The 17,315-nt window shown below is 41.0% G+C and carries 8 protein-coding genes and 7 pseudogenes; 12 read left to right on the top strand and 3 right to left on the bottom strand.

Going from position 1 to position 17,315, the window contains the following annotated elements; genetic code table 11:
• Positions 1-31 precede the first annotated feature (31 nt).
• From PN838_RS06175 to PN838_RS26090, 11 genes and pseudogenes are all read left to right on the top strand, one after another.
• Positions 32-535, top strand: a complete 504-nt coding sequence (locus PN838_RS06175; RefSeq protein WP_215962721.1) for an OmpH/Skp family outer membrane protein — start codon at positions 32-34, stop codon at positions 533-535.
• 66 nt (positions 536-601) lie between these two features.
• Complete coding sequence (lpxD, locus tag PN838_RS06170) at positions 602-1,645, top strand: UDP-3-O-(3-hydroxymyristoyl)glucosamine N-acyltransferase (RefSeq protein ID WP_272180046.1); 1,044 nt, start codon at positions 602-604, stop codon at positions 1,643-1,645.
• A gap of 33 nt (positions 1,646-1,678) precedes the next feature.
• The gene (gene fabZ / locus PN838_RS06165) at positions 1,679-2,143 is read left to right on the top strand and encodes a 3-hydroxyacyl-ACP dehydratase FabZ (RefSeq protein ID WP_272180045.1); all 465 of its coding nucleotides are present in this window, start codon (positions 1,679-1,681) and stop codon (positions 2,141-2,143) included.
• Positions 2,144-2,362: 219 nt separating this feature from the next.
• Positions 2,363-3,124 (top strand): acyl-ACP--UDP-N-acetylglucosamine O-acyltransferase, encoded by a 762-nt coding sequence (gene lpxA / locus PN838_RS06160; protein ID WP_215962724.1) that lies wholly within the window; start codon positions 2,363-2,365, stop codon positions 3,122-3,124.
• A gap of 14 nt (positions 3,125-3,138) precedes the next feature.
• A pseudogene (gene lpxB / locus PN838_RS06155) lies at positions 3,139-4,299 on the top strand (lipid-A-disaccharide synthase).
• 28 nt (positions 4,300-4,327) lie between these two features.
• Positions 4,328-4,917 (top strand): annotated as a pseudogene (gene rnhB / locus PN838_RS06150) (ribonuclease HII).
• A 26-nt stretch (positions 4,918-4,943) separates the two neighbouring features.
• Positions 4,944-8,430 (top strand): annotated as a pseudogene (gene dnaE / locus PN838_RS06145) (DNA polymerase III subunit alpha).
• A gap of 49 nt (positions 8,431-8,479) precedes the next feature.
• Positions 8,480-9,436: pseudogene (gene accA / locus PN838_RS06140) on the top strand (acetyl-CoA carboxylase carboxyl transferase subunit alpha).
• 65 nt (positions 9,437-9,501) lie between these two features.
• Positions 9,502-10,824 (top strand): tRNA lysidine(34) synthetase TilS, encoded by a 1,323-nt coding sequence (tilS, locus tag PN838_RS06135; protein ID WP_272180044.1) that lies wholly within the window; start codon positions 9,502-9,504, stop codon positions 10,822-10,824.
• A gap of 105 nt (positions 10,825-10,929) precedes the next feature.
• A pseudogene (locus PN838_RS26100) lies at positions 10,930-11,912 on the top strand (glycoside hydrolase family 3 N-terminal domain-containing protein).
• Between the two features lie 94 nt (positions 11,913-12,006).
• The gene (locus tag PN838_RS26090; RefSeq protein WP_334313292.1) at positions 12,007-12,831 is read left to right on the top strand and encodes a hypothetical protein; all 825 of its coding nucleotides are present in this window, start codon (positions 12,007-12,009) and stop codon (positions 12,829-12,831) included.
• A gap of 89 nt (positions 12,832-12,920) precedes the next feature.
• Here PN838_RS26090 and PN838_RS06125 read toward each other — a convergent pair whose 3' ends face one another.
• Both PN838_RS06125 and PN838_RS06120 read right to left on the bottom strand, forming a co-directional pair.
• Entirely contained in the window at positions 12,921-13,466 is a 546-nt protein-coding gene (locus tag PN838_RS06125) for a GGDEF domain-containing protein (protein WP_272180043.1), read from the bottom strand.
• Positions 13,467-13,477: 11 nt separating this feature from the next.
• A complete protein-coding gene (locus tag PN838_RS06120; protein ID WP_272180042.1) occupies positions 13,478-13,801 on the bottom strand; it encodes a hypothetical protein in 324 nt (107 codons plus the stop codon).
• Positions 13,802-13,975: 174 nt separating this feature from the next.
• On the opposite strand from PN838_RS06120, the pseudogene PN838_RS06115 reads away from it, so the two are divergent.
• Positions 13,976-15,954, top strand: a pseudogene (locus PN838_RS06115) (monovalent cation:proton antiporter family protein).
• A 96-nt stretch (positions 15,955-16,050) separates the two neighbouring features.
• Here the strand turns inward: PN838_RS06115 and PN838_RS06110 are convergent.
• Positions 16,051-17,200 (bottom strand): annotated as a pseudogene (locus PN838_RS06110) (patatin-like phospholipase family protein).
• Positions 17,201-17,315 lie beyond the last annotated feature (115 nt).

Here is a 17,315-nt window from a genome sequence, read left to right as displayed (position 1 = left end):
GAAAGATTTATAATAATTTTGGAGTAAAACAATGACTTTAGTGAAAAAGATTTTAGGTGCAACAGCTGGTATTTTATTTTCAGTATCGGTTTTTGCAGAATCAATTGCTGTAATTGACGTACAAAAAATTGTCGCTCAATTGCCTCAGACTCAAGCAATGATGCAAACCCTAAATGAAGAATTTGCTGGCCCGAGAGAAGAACTGACTAAATTACAAAGTGACATAAAATTTAGTATTGAAAAGTTTCAACGCGAATCAATGACAATGAGTCAAGAAGAGCAAGAAGCACTTAAAGTTAAAATCGAAGGAATGCAAAAAGAGTTTCAAAGTCGTGCACAGCCGCTAGACCAACAACTTAAACAACGTCAAACTGAAGAGCGCAACAAGATCTTAGCGCTTGTTAAAGAAGCCGTTGATGCTGTTGCAGCAGAAGAGAAAATCGATATCGTGTTGCAAGCACAATCAATTGTATTCGTGACTCCTGAAAAAGACATTTCAGACAAAGTTACAGCGCGGATCAGCAAATTAAACTAATTTAGGTTTACGCGTTATAATTGAAAAAGCCCACTCTAAGTGGGTTTTTTATTGGGAGGATTTAAAATGGCAATTACGTTAAAGCAATTAGCGGCCGAGATAACCAATCAAACTGGCTTAGAAACAGAAGTGATCGGTGACTCAAACTATGCAGTTACTAGTATCGCAACGTTACAGAATGCGACAAAACTGCAAATTTCATTTCTTGCCAATGCCAAATACAAAAAATATTTAGCGGAAACGCAAGCGGGTGCAGTGATATTATCTAAAGCACAGCGAGATGATTTTGCTGGTAACCGCATTGTGATGGATAACCCCTATGCAGGTTTTGCGATAACCGCACAAGTTTTAGATTCTACGCCACTGCAAAGCGACGGAATTCATCAAACGGCAACCGTCGACCCAACCGCTAAGCTTGGCCTAAATGTTAAGATCGGTGCAAATGCCGTGATCGCAGCACACGTTGTTTTAGGCGATGATGTAGTGATCGGAGCAGGTTGTTATGTCGGGCAGGGTACAATGCTCGGCTGTCGAACTCAACTGATGCCAAATGTTACGGTTTACCATACGGTGAAGATAGGCTCAGATTGCACTGTACACGCAGGAACCGTGCTCGGTGCGGATGGGTTTGGCTATGCACCACTAAATGTTGAAGGTAATCAACACTGGTTGAAAATTCCTCAGGTCGGTCGTGTTGTCATCGGTGATCATACCGAAATTGGCGCATCTACAACCATCGATCGCGGTGCAATAGAAGATACAATAATTGGTTGTCATGTCATTATTGATAATCAAATACAGATTGGACATAACGTTGAGATTGGTGATTTTACGGCTATTGCTGCCGGCACTATGATAGCGGGCAGTACTAAAATTGGTAAAAATGTCACCATTGGTGGGGTTTGCGCTATTAGTGGCCACTTAACAATATGTGATAGAACATTTATTACTGGCAGGGCCTTCATAATGAAGGACATAAATGAACCTAGCGTGTATTCGTCTGGAATGCCAGCAACAACAAATAAAGAGTGGCGTAATAATACGGCACGTTATAGAAAACTAACGGAGCTATTTGACCGGGTTAAAAAGCTTGAGAAATCGAGTGACTAGGATAAATAATTTTGTATTGAAAGGAGACACACTTTGTCTGAGCAATTAAACTCATTTGAAATCGAAAAAATCATGTCGTATTTACCACATAGATATCCTATGTTGCTGATAGATCGAGTTATTGATTACAAAGTTGGTGAAACGCTACACGCGATAAAAAATGTAACGATCAACGAGCCAATTTTCACTGGCCATTTTCCATGGTCGTCCTGTGTTCCTGGAGTTCTTATTTTAGAAGCTATGGCACAAGCAACTGGCCTACTTGGTTTTAAAACTATCGAAGCTGAAAAAGGCGCTGTTGACCCTGACGAATTGTATTTGTTTGCAGCAATAGATAACGCTCGTTTTAAAAACCCAGTTGTACCGGGTGATCAAATTCACTTCCACGTAACGTTTGTTAAAGAACGTCGTGGTATTTGGAAATTCACAGGTGAAGCTCATGTTGACGGTAAAATGGTGGCATGCGCAGAAATAATGTGTGCTCGTCGCGTATTATAGAATGACCAAAATCTTACGTAAAAAGTCGGTATATCCGGCTTTTTTGTATTTATGCCTAAATAAACAACATTTACCACTCAGAACGTTTTCACCTGCTCGAATACCTGTTAAATTTTACATATAAGAAATGGACTTATACGACTAGCACGGCCACAAGGGCTTGAATTTTGTCTAGTTTGCACTATTAAACTATGTATAAGCTGAGAAAGAGAATTTATTTTGATACATGAAACTGCAATTATTTCGCCGACAGCTAAGCTCGGTAACAATGTTTCAGTAGGTCCTTGGACTTACATTGGGGACAATGTTGAAATTGGTGACGGAACTGTCATCCACTCACATGTAGTGATCAAAGGGCCGAGCAAGATTGGTCAGAACAATGTGATCTTTCAATTTTCGTCGGTTGGAGAAGATTGCCAAGATAAAAAATTTGCGGGCGAAAAAACCTATTTAGAAATCGGCGACAACAATATTATTCGTGAAAATGTGACGATTCATCGTGGCACTATTCAAGATCAAAGTTTAACGAAAATTGGCAGTAATAATTTGTTTATGGCTTATACACACGTCGCTCATGACTGTGTTATCGGCTCGAATGTCATCTTCGCTAATAATGCAAGTGTTGCAGGTCATGTGCATGTCGGAGATTGGGCCATTTTAGGTGGCATGGTTGGTGTTCATCAATTTGTGCATATAGGTGCCCATAGTTTTATTGGACTAGATTCAATCGTAGTAAAAGACGTGCCTCCTTATGTGTTGGCGTCGGGCAATACCGCTGAACCGAAAGGCATTAATTCTGAAGGGTTAAAACGTCGTGGTTTCACCGCGGAACAAATATCGTCGATAAAACGTGCTTATAAGGAAGTTTACCGAAAAGGCAATTCTATTGCTGAAGCACTTGAACAACTTGATGGTGAAGATATTGCTATTGCACCGTTTAAGGCATTTATAGAGAACTCAAGCCGTGGGATCATTCGGTAAACTGCGGAATTGATATGACCGAACTAAAAATTGCAATCGTTGCCGGAGAGCACTCCGGTGATATTTTAGGCGCTGACTTAATGTCAGCGCTTTGTGATCTTGCCGCTGAAAAATCGTTTTCGATTTCATTCAAAGGTGTAGCAGGACCAAAAATGCAGGCACTCGGTGCAGAATCCATGTTTGATATGGACGAATTGTCAGTCATGGGCTTAGTTGAAATATTAAAACGCCTACCAAGGTTGCTCAAAAACGTAAGCAACTTGCAGCCGATTTAATTGAGTGGCAGCCAGATGTGCTAATTGGTATTGATGCACCTGAATTTAATTTGGGTCTTGAGCTTATGTTAAAAGAGCGGGGGATCACCACAGTTCATTATGTTAGTCCGTCAGTTTGGGCTTGGCGTCAATCTCGGATTAAGACCATTAAAAAGGCCTGCGACCTTGTCTTAGCGTTATTGCCATTTGAACAAGCATTTTATCAACAACATGATATGCCCTGTGAGTTTGTTGGTCATACTATGGCGGATCAAATCCCGTTAGAAGATCAGCAAAATACCATCAGAGAACGATTGCAGTTGCCTTTAAATCAAACAATTTTAGGTGTATTGCTAAGGCAGTCGAGGTTCAGAAATTAAATTTTTGTTACGACCATTTTTGATTACGGCTCGACAACTGACGATGCAAATACCCAATTTGCTAATAATGATCCCTGCGGTCAATGACTATCGAGCTAAAGCAATTCAGAGTGTCATTGACGAAGCGTTTTCTGATTTGAACATCAAGCTTAGCATTGGCAATGCCCGCGACGTCATGGGGGCTTCTAACGCGGTTTTATTAGCTTCGGGAACAGCAACACTAGAGACAATGCTGATGAAAACGCCAATGGTCGCCGGTTACCAGGTTGGCTGGTTAAGTTATCAAGTATTCAGTCGGATGATTAAAACCCCGTATTTTACTTTACCTAATTTGCTAGCAAACGAAGAGTTAGTTCCTGAACTTATTCAGCACGAAATGACGGTAGAAAATATGGTTGAAGCGCTTTTGCCAATGTTAACCAAACCACAAAACGAACTTAAGCAGCAGTTTTTTGACATTCATCAGAATATCCAACGTAATGCCAGTCTTCGCGCGGCAAATGCCATTTGGCCTCTGATTAAACGCGCTAAAGCAATTTAAAAACAAGGTAAATTGAATGACTCAATCGATTACTTTTACCCGTCCAAACATAGATTTAATTGCCGGGGTTGATGAAGTAGGCCGTGGACCCCTAGTTGGCGATGTGGTGACCGCAGCGGTTATTTTAGATCCTAATCAACCAATTGACGGGCTCAATGATTCAAAAAAGTTGACTGAAAAGAAACGAGCGTTGCTTGCTGAAGAAATAAAGAAAAAGCATTGGCCTGGAGTATTGGCCGCGCGGACCCGAGTGAAATAGATGAACTTAATATTTTACACGCCACTATGTTGGCGATGAAAAGGGCCGTTGCGCGCCTTGAGATTCAGCCTAATTTTGTGTTTATCGACGGCAATCGATGCCCTGATTTACCTGTCCCCTGCGAAGCAGTTATTAAAGGCGATAGCCTAGTCGCTGAGATCAGCGCTGCGTCAATAATAGCTAAGGTCACTCGAGATACTGAAATGGTCGAATTAGACAAAATTCACCCTGAATTTGGCTTTGCTAAACACAAAGGTTACCCCACAAAATTACACTTCGAAATGCTTGCTAAATATGGTCCGACACCGCACCATAGACAAAGCTTCAAACCCGTGCGAAAAGCATTGGGTTTAGAATAATAAATCGGAAATAAAATACCCCAATTATGTCAGAACCAAAATTTGTTCACCTAAGAGTGCATAGCGACTATTCAATGATGGATGGTTTGCCGAAGGTTAAGAAATTGTTAGCGCGAGCGAGCAAGCTTGATATGCCAGCAATTGCATTAACTGATCAAATGAATTTGTGCGGCCTCGTTAAGTTTTACGAAGGTGCACATAGCGCTGGCATCAAACCTATTATTGGCACCGATATTTGGCTTCGACGTGCAGACGACGAACCGTTTTACCGCATGACCCTAATTGCGAAAAATAATGACGGTTATAAAAATATCACCAATCTAATATCTATGGCTTATTCACGTGGGTTAGTGAAAGACAAAATGGCGGTGGATAAAGAGTGGTTAATTGAACATCGAGAGGGCATTATTTTACTCTCTGGTGGTTACGACGGTGACTTAGCCTTTGGCTTGGCAAAAATAACGACAAACTGCTGGAAGAAATTGTTGCACCGTACAAAGCCTATTTTGATGGGCATTATTTTATCGAAATTACTCGAACAGGCCGAAAGCCAGAAGATTTGTATAACGAACAAGTTTTAGAGTTTGCAGAAGAACAGGGATTGCCTGTTGTTGCAACAAACCAAGTAATGTTCTTAGATACCGAAGACTTTGAGCCGCACGAAGTTCGTGTTTGCATTAATCAAAAAAGAACAATGGATGATAAAAATCGTCCAAAAGAATACAGCAAAGAGCAATATCTCAGAACAGAAGATGAGATGTGCGAGTTGTTTTCTGACATACCGCAAGCCTTGCAAAACACTGTTGAAATTGCAAAACGATGTAATGTTACCGTTCAATTAGGTACTTATTTCTTACCTGAATGTCCCACGGACGGAATGACAGAGGCGGACTTTTTAGTTAAAGAATCTGAAAAGGGCCTCGAAGAACGTTTACTTATTTTATTCCCAGATCCAGATGAAAGGGCCATTAAGCGCAAAGAATATGATGAGCGCCTTGATATTGAACTTACCGTTATCAACCAAATGGGATTTATAGTTATTTCTTGATCGTTTCTGAATTTATTCAATGGAGCAAAGACAATAACATTCCTGTTGGACCTTAGTCGGGGGTCAGGTGCTGGTTCATTGGTGGCATATGCTCTAAAAATTACTGATTTAGACCCACTTGAATTTGCCCTGTTATTCGAACGATTTTTGAATCCAGAACGGGTATCGATGCCAGACTTTGACGTCGACTTTTGTATGGACCGCCGTGATGAAGTCATCGATCACGTTGCAGAATTATATGGCCGTGAAGCAGTATCACAGATCATTACATTTGGTACATTAGCAGCTAAAGCGGTAATTCAGTCTGTTGGCCGAGTGATGAGTTTACCGTTTGGTTTTGTTGATCGAATTTCAAAAATGATCCCTAGTGATCCGGGGATGACGTTAGAAAAAGCATTTAACGTTGAGCCACAACTTCAAGAAGCTTACGACGCCGACGGCGAAGTGAAAGAGCTTATTGACATGGCGCGTAAGTTGGAAGGTATTACCCGTGGTGCCGGTAAACACGCCGGTGGGGTTGTAATCGCACCGACCAAGATCACCGATTTTGCGCCACTTTACTGTGATGATGATGGCTCTAACCCTGTTACTCAATTTGATAAAAATGACGTTGAGACGGCCGGTTTAGTTAAATTCGACTTTTTAGGCCTACGAACGCTTACGATTTTACAGTGGGCTGTTGATATGGCAAATAGCCGTATCGAAGACGAGAAAGACTACGTCGATATTACGCAAATTCCGGTAGACGATAAAGCCAGCTTTAGATTGTTGCTTAATTCTGAAACCACAGCGGTATTCCAGCTCGAATCATCGGGCATGAAAAGCCTTATTAAAAAACTGCAACCAGATACCTTCGAAGATATCATTGCACTCGTAGCACTATTTAGACCATAGGTCCTTTGGACTCGGGCATGGTTGATAACTTCATCGAACGTAAACACGGGCGTGAAGAAGTTGCCTACCCAGATCATGAATATCAACATGAATGCCTAAGAGAAATACTTGAACCTACCTACGGTATTATTTTATACCAAGAGCAGGTCATGCAGATTGCTCAGGAAATGGCTGGTTATTCGCTAGGCGGCGCTGACTTATTACGTCGAGCTATGGGTAAAAAGAAACCCGAAGAAATGGCGAAGCAACGAAGTACTTTCGCTGAAGGGGCTAAAAATAACAATATAGACCCTGACTTGGCGATGAAAATATTTGACCTCGTTGAAAAATTCGCGGGCTATGGCTTTAACAAATCTCATTCAGCAGCGTATGCATTAGTTTCATACCAAACACTTTGGATGAAATGCCATTATCCATCAGAGTTTATGGCTGCGGTAATGTCAGCTGATATGGATAACACAGACAAAATTGTTACCTTAGTTGATGAATGTGATCGAATGAAACTCGTTATTGAGCCACCTAGTGTTAATTCAGGCTCATATAAATTTACCGTCAACGATGAAGGCCATATTATTTATGGCATCGGCGCGATTAAGGGCGTGGGCGAAGGCCCGGTCGAAGCGATTTTAGAAGCTCGAGACGCAGGCGGTCCGTTTAGTGATTTATTTGATTTTTGTGCGCGTGTCGATGTAAAACGTATTAACAAACGCGTATTAGAGAAACTGGTTTTAGCCGGTGCACTCGATCAACTTGGACCAGAACCGCACACGCAAGAAAACCGCGCTATTATTATGGCGACGTTGCAGGACGCACTAAAAGCGGCGACTCAAAAAGCGAAAGCGGCAGATGTAGGACAATCTGACTTATTTGGATTGTTGGATTCAGCGCCTGCTGAGCTTAAACAACAGTTTAACGTAGCGAACCCATGGCCTGACTCTATTTGGTTACAAGGTGAAAAAGATACGTTAGGATTATTTTTAACAGGACATCCAATTAATGCGTTTAGGCGTGAATTGCGACATTACGCTAAAATAAAATTAAGTGACGTGGAACCAACTCGCCGAGACCAAATGATCACGGTAGCTGGGCTCGTTATAGATGTACGTGTTCTGATTAATAAAAAAGGCCGTAAATGGGCTTTAGTGACAATTGACGATAAATCGGGCAGACTCGCTGTGCGTTTCTTCCCTGAACAATACGATATGTACCTAGATCTTCTTCAAAACGGGAAAATTATTGTAATTAGTGGACAGGTCAGCTTTGATAATTTTAGTGACGGCAATACAATGACCGGTCGAGATGTAATGTCGATGACTACAGCAAGAGAAAAATTCGCTAACTGCATTAAATTAGTCGTTAAAAGCGAAGAAGCTGCAGCTAAGTTGCAACAATCGTTGAAAAAACTTTTGTTGCCATATAAAGATGGGCAAACGCCTGTTCGAATTGAGTACGAAAATGCAATGGCTTCGGCAGTTATTGAGCTAGGAACCGCGTGGCGCGTCAGCCCAGATGAACAATTAATGTTCGACATAAATGACGAGTTGGCGTTGGAGCCTAAAATTGAATTCTAGAATGTCAGTGCACTAGCGTTGGCAATAATAATAATTTTTGGTGGTATTAATGAGTTTCAATTACCTTGAGTTTGAAAAACCGATTGCGGAATTAGAAGCAAAAATCAACGAACTACAGAAAGTAAATCGTGGTGGTGAGTTGGATTTGGGTCTAGAGCAAGAGATCACAAACTTAAAAGAAAAAAATCGTGAATTGACGAAAAAATCTTTTCAAATTTAGGCGCATGGCAAGTAGCGCAAATCGCTCGCCATCCTCTTCGCCCATATACTCACGATTACATTAAACGTATCTTTACTGAATTTGACGAATTAGCAGGGGATAGAACCTATGCAAACGATTTGGCAATTGTCGGTGGTATCGCACGTTTAGACGATGAACCAGTAATGATCATCGGCCAGCAAAAGGGTCGAGACACTGCTGAAAAAATAAAACGTAACTTTGGTATGCCTAAGCCAGAAGGTTACCGTAAAGCATTACGTTTGATGGAAATGGCTGAGCGATTTAACATGCCAATCATAACGTTTATCGACACCCTATGTGGCTTACCCAGGTATTGGTGCGGAAGAACGTGGTCAAAGTGAAGCCATAGCTCGTAACCTAAAAGTGATGGCGGGACTTAAAGTGCCTGTTATCTGTACCGTAATTGGTGAAGGCGGTTCAGGTGGTGCATTAGCGATTGGTGTTGGTGACCGAGTAAATATGTTGCAGTACAGCACATATTCTGTAATTTCTCCTGAAGGATGTGCCTCTATTTTATGGAAGAGTGCAACTAAAGCTGAAGAAGCAGCTGAAGCCATGGGGATCACAGCCGTTAAAATTAAAGAAAACGGTTTAATCGACAATATCGTTGATGAACCATTAGGCGGCGCACACCGTGATATGGATAAGATGGCTGCGACATTAAAACAACGTATTAAGCAAGACTTAGCTGATTTAAATACGATGTCAAAAGAAGAATTATTAGATACACGTTATAAACGATTGATGTCTTTTGGATATCTATAATCGTCAATAACCGTTAGAATTAAGCCATCTTTTGATGGCTTTTTTATGTCTGACTGGAAACAAATATGCTGATGTTATCGCAACATCTTTGTGATTATTTACGACGATTAAATATAACAGATAAACCATTGGCCGTTGCATTAAGCGGCGGTGTTGATTCGGTAGCTTTATTGCTTGCGGCTGTCGAAGCTAAAAAGAAAATTCCGACACTTGAAATCAGCGCGGTGCATGTCAATCATGGACTGAGTCAAAACGCAACGCAATGGCAGGCATTCTGCGAACAATTGTGCGTATATCATCAGGTACCTTTTAGCGCCTCTGTTGTGACAATTGAAAAGTCCTCTCGGCAATCATTAGAGCAACTGGCACGTGTAGCTCGTTATGGTGTCATCGCAGAACAGTTAAGTGAGCACACTGTATTATTAACAGGCCATCATTTAGCTGACCAAGCTGAAACGTTTTTATTAAGATTAATGCGCCGCTCAGGCTTAACTGGGTTAGGTGCTATGCGGTCATTGGCGCCATTTCCTGATAAATTGGGACGTCAAAAGTCACTGCAACTTGCTCGACCGTTTCTCGATTTAACTAAAGAAGACTTGGTGAGTTATGTCACGGCCTATAATACAAAGTGGGTTGAAGACGAATCAAACAACGTACTCTCATTTGACCGTAACTATGTGCGAACGTCGTTATTGCCGGTTTTGGCGCAACGTTGGCCGCAATATCATCAAGCGATAGCGCAATCAACTGCATTATTACAAGAAGAAGCCGATTTATTACTCGACTATGTCAAATCCGATTATAAGGCGAGTATCGGGTTAGGTTTTTTAAACGAAGTCACACTCAATATTGCTAAGCTCAATGAATTTGAGCAGGCTAAATTGAAAGCTGTTCTGCGTATGTTTTGTTTTGAAATTACTGGAAGTTATCCGTCTACCAATATTTTAATGCAAGTGATCACTTCGCTCATTACGGCGCAGCAAGACCATCAACCTGAAATTTTATTTGGCGATTTTTACTTTAAACGACATAGGGATCATATTTACCTTATTGCTCAAGCTGGAACCGGTATAGAGCCCGAGACAACTAAGGTTAAATCAAATATAGAATGTCAATTAGATGCCCAAAACTGCTATTCGACAATTAAGATAGTGTCAAAATTCGACGATTTATTCGAGATCAAATATGGCAATAACTCAGATAAGTTACCAATGGCAAACGGACTCGGTTCTAAATCGGTCAAGCAGGCATTTAAAGATATGGCTTGCCCACCTTGGTTGAGATGCAAAATTCCTTTGGTCTATTATCAGGGTGAACTTGTAGCCATAGGCGGACGCTATGTTCACGAGCGATTTCAAAACAAGCTCAAAGTTACATTAGGGTTATGATAAATGGCAGTTAAAAACTCAGTGCATGGGACAAAGTGTGAATAAATTCACCGATAACTGTTTAGTCGATTTAGTAAGGTTATTGTGAATAAAATAAGGTCTAGAATGATTGGTTTTTCAAGATTCAGTTTGTTTAAAGTTCGATGGTTAACATTATCAATTTTAGTCAGTTTTATTGGGATAATAGGGTGCAGTTACAATGGTGAGAATGCAGTAATGGCAACAACAGAATTGGATGTTAAAAACTTAATTGGGCAAAAGATCATGCTTGATCTTCGTTATTACTGTGATGATGAAGGACAACCAGAAAAATGCCGGAAACCGCTAACGACACTCACGCCAGAACTTGCAAAGATGATTAGTGACTACAATCTTGGCGGTGTCATACTTTTTAGTGAAAACTTGCAAACTCTGCCGCAAATTGTCAGCCTAAATCATCAACTTCAACAAGCGACAAAATCAAGTCCGAGCCAGTTACCTTTGTTTATTTCTATCGACCAAGAAGGAGGTCGGGTAGCTCGATTGCCTCGTTCGATATCGACAGCGTTCAACGGTAATATGGCCATTGGAGCCACCTACGCAAAATTTAATGATAAATTTGCAAAAATTACTGGTGATATTATCGGTAAAGAACTCGCTGCAACTGGCTTTAACGTAAATCATGCACCAACCGTTGATGTAAATGTTAATGCAGACAACCCTGTAATTAATGTTAGATCGTTTGGCGAACAACCAGAATTAGTGGCAAAGTTGGCTTATGCGCAATTAACGGCGATGCAAAAGCATAATGTTATCGCAACTCTAAAACATTTCCTGGGCATGGTGATACCAATGTCGATAGCCACACCGGACTGCCTGTTGTTGGACATTCGTTAGAACAGATTAAAAATATCGATTTGGCACCGTTTCAATATGCCATCGATAAAAACGCGGTCTCTATGATCATGACGGCGCATATTCAATTCCCCGCTTTAGACAGCAGCACCTTTATCAGTAAGAGCGGCAATACGATGATGAAACCTGCGACAATGTCGAAAGCTATCTTGACTGACTTACTCAGAAAAAAATGGGTTTTGACGGTGTCGTGATCACGGATGCTTTGGACATGAAAGGCATTAGTGACTTTTTACGGAATCTGAGGCTGTCATAGAAACGTTTAAGGCAGGGGCCGATATCGCGTTAATGCCGATTAAAATACGAAATCGAGACGAAATATCAAAACTAAATGACTTGTTGGATAAATTGTCAAACGCTGTTGAAACAGGTGTTTTGGATAAGCAAGAAATTTCAAACTCCTATGCTCGAATTGCTAGACTAAAGTCAAAAATGTTGACGACGTCTCGTAATGAGAGTGCTAAAACCTTAAGTGCTAAAATTAATGCCGCTGAAAAGGTCGTTGGTAGGCAGCAACATAGAGATAACGAACAAGTGTTATCCGACGCATCAATCACGCTATTGCAGGGCAGTGGTGAATTGCCTAAGTCAATTAAAACGCTTCAGATATTTATGCCAGACGATGATAAGTGTGCGGCCATGCTGTCGGCGTTTAGAAAATTAAGTCACACGATTAAAGTCGACTGTTCTCCTTATTACGAGTTAAACCAACAACAAATCGAATCTAAAATTATGCTAGCCGATGCAATTGTTGCTACTAGTGTTACGCCGCAACAAAGTTTAGCTGAAATGGGAGGGATGGATGACTATCTTCGTTTGAAAAAATTATTGGGCAATTTAACTAAAAATAAGCGAATCCAGGACGAAAAGTTACAACGACTGCTAAGTTTCGCCCAATCGAATAAAAAGCACATTTCTTTTGTCAGTTTACGCATGCCGTATGAAACCTCAAATTATCGTCAATATGCCGACTCGGTTATTACCACTTATTCCTATAATCAGTATGCCGACGCGGTAACGGGAGAAATAACAGGTCCAGCTTATCTTTCTTTAGCTAAGTTATTATTGGGTCAACTTGAAGCAACCGGCGTGTCACCGGTTACGATTAAATAACATTAAGTGGATTTTTATTAGCTAAATAAAAGTATTAGGCGGAGCGCCCCGAAGGGCAACTCCTAGGGGTAGTCGTTGTTAAGCTGTTTTCATGCAGTTTTTACCTGCATATTTTGCGGCGTACAATGCTTTATCTGCACGTGCAAAAGGGTTAAAGTCGTATCGTTAACGTTAAAACACGCACAACCTATACTTGTACTTACACCATACTTGATAAATTGTGATTGTTGCGAAACGGCAAAGTGGATACGTGAAGCAACAATTTTTGCCGCATCAAGGCCCTGTTTATCCAAAATAATGGCAAACTCATCGCCACCGAAGCGGAACATTTGGTCTTCAGCTCTAAGGCATTCGGAAACAACTTGGGTGAAACCCGTCAAAATATCATCACCGGTTTGATGCCCATAACTGTCATTCACATTTTTAAAGTTGTCCAAGTCAAGTATCATCAATACGAAGTCTTCTTTATAACGAGTTCCGTATTGAATTGCGCGCGCAATTGCGTCATTGTACATTGCGCGATTGCCAACACCTGTTAATGTATCTTTTAATGCCATTTGTTGAAGCTGCCAGAAAGCCAAAGCGTTTCTAAGTGGAAACACTAACGACTTTTGAAAGCCTGTAAGAGACGACATTAGGATGTCGGTCACTTTTTGTCGGTGAAATAGCTTATTTTGCCCATTAGCTTATTGTCGATACGAATAGGCAATGTTAACTTTTGTGAATCAACTTTTGGCGTTCCAGCTGTGAACGTATTTTGGAACGTTTCTAATCGAATCGCATTTACTTTATAGACGCCGGCTAGTGCGTTTAAGTAAATTGCTAATAACTGTTCAATATCCAACGTCGTTTGCAACTGCTCAATTAGCGACGTATTGTTATCCCGCTCCTTGGAAAAATTTGTCCAACTAGCCATAATTGAAGCGTTTGCTTCAGGGTTTAAAACATCCAGATGGCTTATATAGTCCACTGCGACCCCTTTGGATTAATGTCGGAATTAAATAAACTTAATTGGAATAAGCGAAGTTCATGCCAAGCTTGTAATAACATGAAAAGTAAAGAAAAATAAAAAAACGTAATATTACTCTGCTAAACTGACAAAATATTGTCGGCAAGCTTTTGCCAACTAAGGAACTAAAACGTTATGGCCCACGGGATTTTTCTCGAATTAGTCTTTTTGCTTTTTATCTCCGTTTTCACGGTTTGGTTATTTAAACGAATAAAATTGCCGCCAATATTGGCGTATTTAGTAGCGGGCGTCGTAGCCGGACCTCAAATCTTTGCTCTTTTTGAAAATCCCCATGATGTCGCCTTGGTTGCAGAACTAGGCATAATGTTTTTGCTATTTTCACTTGGCTTAGAATTCTCAGTCCCTAAACTCATCGCGATGCGCCATTTGGTATTTGGTGTGGGCAGCGCGCAAGTCATTATTACTCTTTTGTTAGTCATGTTGCCTTCGTATTTTTATACGCATTCATGGAGTATCGCTTTTGTCATCGGCAGTATTTTTGCTTTGTCATCAACTGCAGTTGTCGTTAAATCACTAAATGAAACAGGGCTTACTCAGACAAAACGCGGCCAAGTGGCCATTAGTATTTTGTTATTCCAAGACATTGCCGTAGTACCATTTTTAATCGCAATTCCGTTATTGGCAGGTGACGGCAGTGAAAATATGGCGACGGTCATTTTATTGGCGTTAGCAAAAGGCGCTGTTGTTGTCGCAATTTTGCTATCGGTAGGTAAATGGGTTCTGCCAAAAGTATTTAACGAAGTTGCTCAAGTCAGAACCGACGAGCTCTTTGTATTAACTGCCATATTAGTCACTGTAATGGCTGGTACACTTACCAGCTTTTTGGGCTATCGATGGCCTTGGGTGCATTTTTAGCTGGCATGATGTTAAGTGAAAGCCAATACAAACATCAGTTAGAAGCGGATATTCGCCCGTTTCGAGATATCTTAATGGGTCTGTTTTTTATCAGCGTTGGGATGGAGCTAGACGTTACCGTAATTTTACGCCACTGGCCTTGGATTTTAGCGGGACTGTTTACCTTATTGATCGTCAAAACTCTGGTCATCAAACAACTTGCTATACTCGCCGGAGAAACTCGTAAAGATGGCTGGTCGGCCGGCTTAATGTTGTTTCAAATGGGCGAGTTTGGATTTGTTCTTGTCGCATTAGCGCAACAAGTTGAATTATTTACACCAGATTTATCATCGGCTTTGATTGCCATCGGTGTATTAAGTATGGCGGTAACACCTTCAATTATTAATCGTCACCAAAGCATTGTTAATAAAGTGGACCGGGTGCTTGGTAAACATGAAGTAGATGACGTCGAAGAGTCATTTGTTCAATTTGAAACAAACATGGCAAACCATGTAGTGATATGTGGTTTTGGCCGTGTGGGGCAGACCGTAAGCCGATTTTTAAGATCTGAAGCTGTGCCATACATTGCGTTAGATGTCGACCCTGTGCGTGTTGCAGAAGCCTAGGCGGCCGGAGAAAACGTACAATTCGGTCACGCAAGGGATAAAGCCATTTTGGAAGCCGCCTGTGTCAAAAATGCTAAGTTGGTTGTTGTTACGTTTGGTGATATTACAAAAACACATATGGTCATTCAAAATGTAAAAGAGTCGGGCAGTACCGCTCGTATCATGGTGAGGACCAAAACCGATGAACATCTAAAAGCAATACTTGATGATGGCGCGGACCAAGTCGTACCAGAAGCGCTCGAAGGTAGTTTGATGTTGGTGTCGCAAGTGTTATTCGAATCCGGTGTACCGATGTCGAGAGTCTTGCGCCGTATACGAAAAGAGCGCGAAAATCGATATGGTGAATTACATGGTTTTTATCCAGGTGACACCACTGAAGTAAGCGCAGATCGACGTGATTTATTGGAGTTTATTCATGCCGTTGCGATACCTGTCGAGGCGTATGCCGTGCACAAATCATTGGCGGAGTTAAAAATTGAAGAGCGACGAGTTGAAGTTGTTGGTTTAAGACGCGGTGGCAAGGAATTATCAAGCCCAGCGCTTGAAACCGTTATTCAGGCAATGGACATCATTGTAATTAAAGGTAAACCTCGCAGAGTAGAACGAGTAGAACGTTATTTGATGACGGGGTAATTACTCCGGCAATATTTAGTTAAGGATTTAACTCGAATTATTCATATGAACGGTAGGATCTACGATCCAAATCAGCGACTCTGACCCACAGGTCGCTTAATCTGTTTGTGTCGTTTCTTCAAGTTCTAAAAACGCCATGATTTCATCTAGTCTTGCTAAACCATCTTCATAGCCAATTTCAATCAACTTTTTGGTAAATGGCTTTTCGAACAGTATGTAACTCATTAATGTCGATTCACTATTTCGATTGACGCCTATCAGTTTAAGTAAAAAGCGAATAGCACTTGGGATTTGATCGTAATAATTTGACGCAATGTGGCTAAAATTTCGAGATGGGTTAATAAGTAACGTATGGACCGGCTTTAAGTCTGTTTTGCTTTCTGGAACATGTTCTAATGTGCTGTTAATTCTGTTTAGTCGCTCTAAATCTGAATTAAGAGAGTCTGTAAAAACAGTGTCAAGTAAGTGCCCGGTGATGGTGGCCGAATTTGGAAAAAACTCAGGGTCGCCTAAAACATCGTCCTTTTCGGGATGCTCGACACCTATAATGAGAATTTTGTCTGCGCCAAGATGAATTGAAGGACTCAATGGCGACAGTTGATGTATAGAACCGTCGCCATAATAATGTTCGTCTATTTTTACACTTGGAAAAACCAAAGGAATGGCCGCCGACGCCATTAAGTGGCGAGTCGACAACATAGTTTTAACACCTTTACGTTTCGCGCGGCTCCAATCTTGTGCCGAGCTTGACTGAAAAAACGCAATACTGTCGCCGTTGTTATAACTCGAAGCAGCAACAGATACCGCATCTAAATGGTCCGATAAAATATTTCGATCGATGCGTTTATAGTCAATGACTTCTTGTAAAAGGTTTCGTAAGGGGCGATTGTCAAATAAACTCGTTGCTCGTTGTTTTCCTTTTTACTAAATTTGGATAAGTAATTTAATGCTAGATGCCCAAATACCCCGCGCCATGTGCTTGCATATACTTGTTCAGTTCTAAAATTTTTCCATACCCATTCAGTTTTTTCACCCCAAGGTGAAAACACGAAGCATAACACGCCATTGAAACTGCATTGATTGCACCTGCAGACGTACCGGATATTACCTTAAACGGCGACTTTTGATTACGGGGCAGTTTCGATGAAATCGCTTTTAGCACACCGACCTGATAGGCCGCACGAGCACCGCCGCCAGTCAATAATAATGCACACGTTTTGGGTTTTTTCGTCGCTTTAAACAACATTTACAGTTAAGCCTTCAAACCATTTGTTTTTAGTATAGAAATTAATATGTTAAACGACAAACCAAGTTTTAGGAATAAGTTAATAAACTTACCCTTGATTCCTCCACAGGATTAC

Origin of the sequence: Psychrosphaera algicola (genome assembly GCF_028401425.1) — a bacterium.
GTDB lineage: Bacteria > Pseudomonadota > Gammaproteobacteria > Enterobacterales > Alteromonadaceae > Psychrosphaera > Psychrosphaera algicola.
The sequence above is the reverse complement of the archived record's forward strand: the minus strand, read 5'-3'. Positions and strand labels throughout refer to the sequence as shown.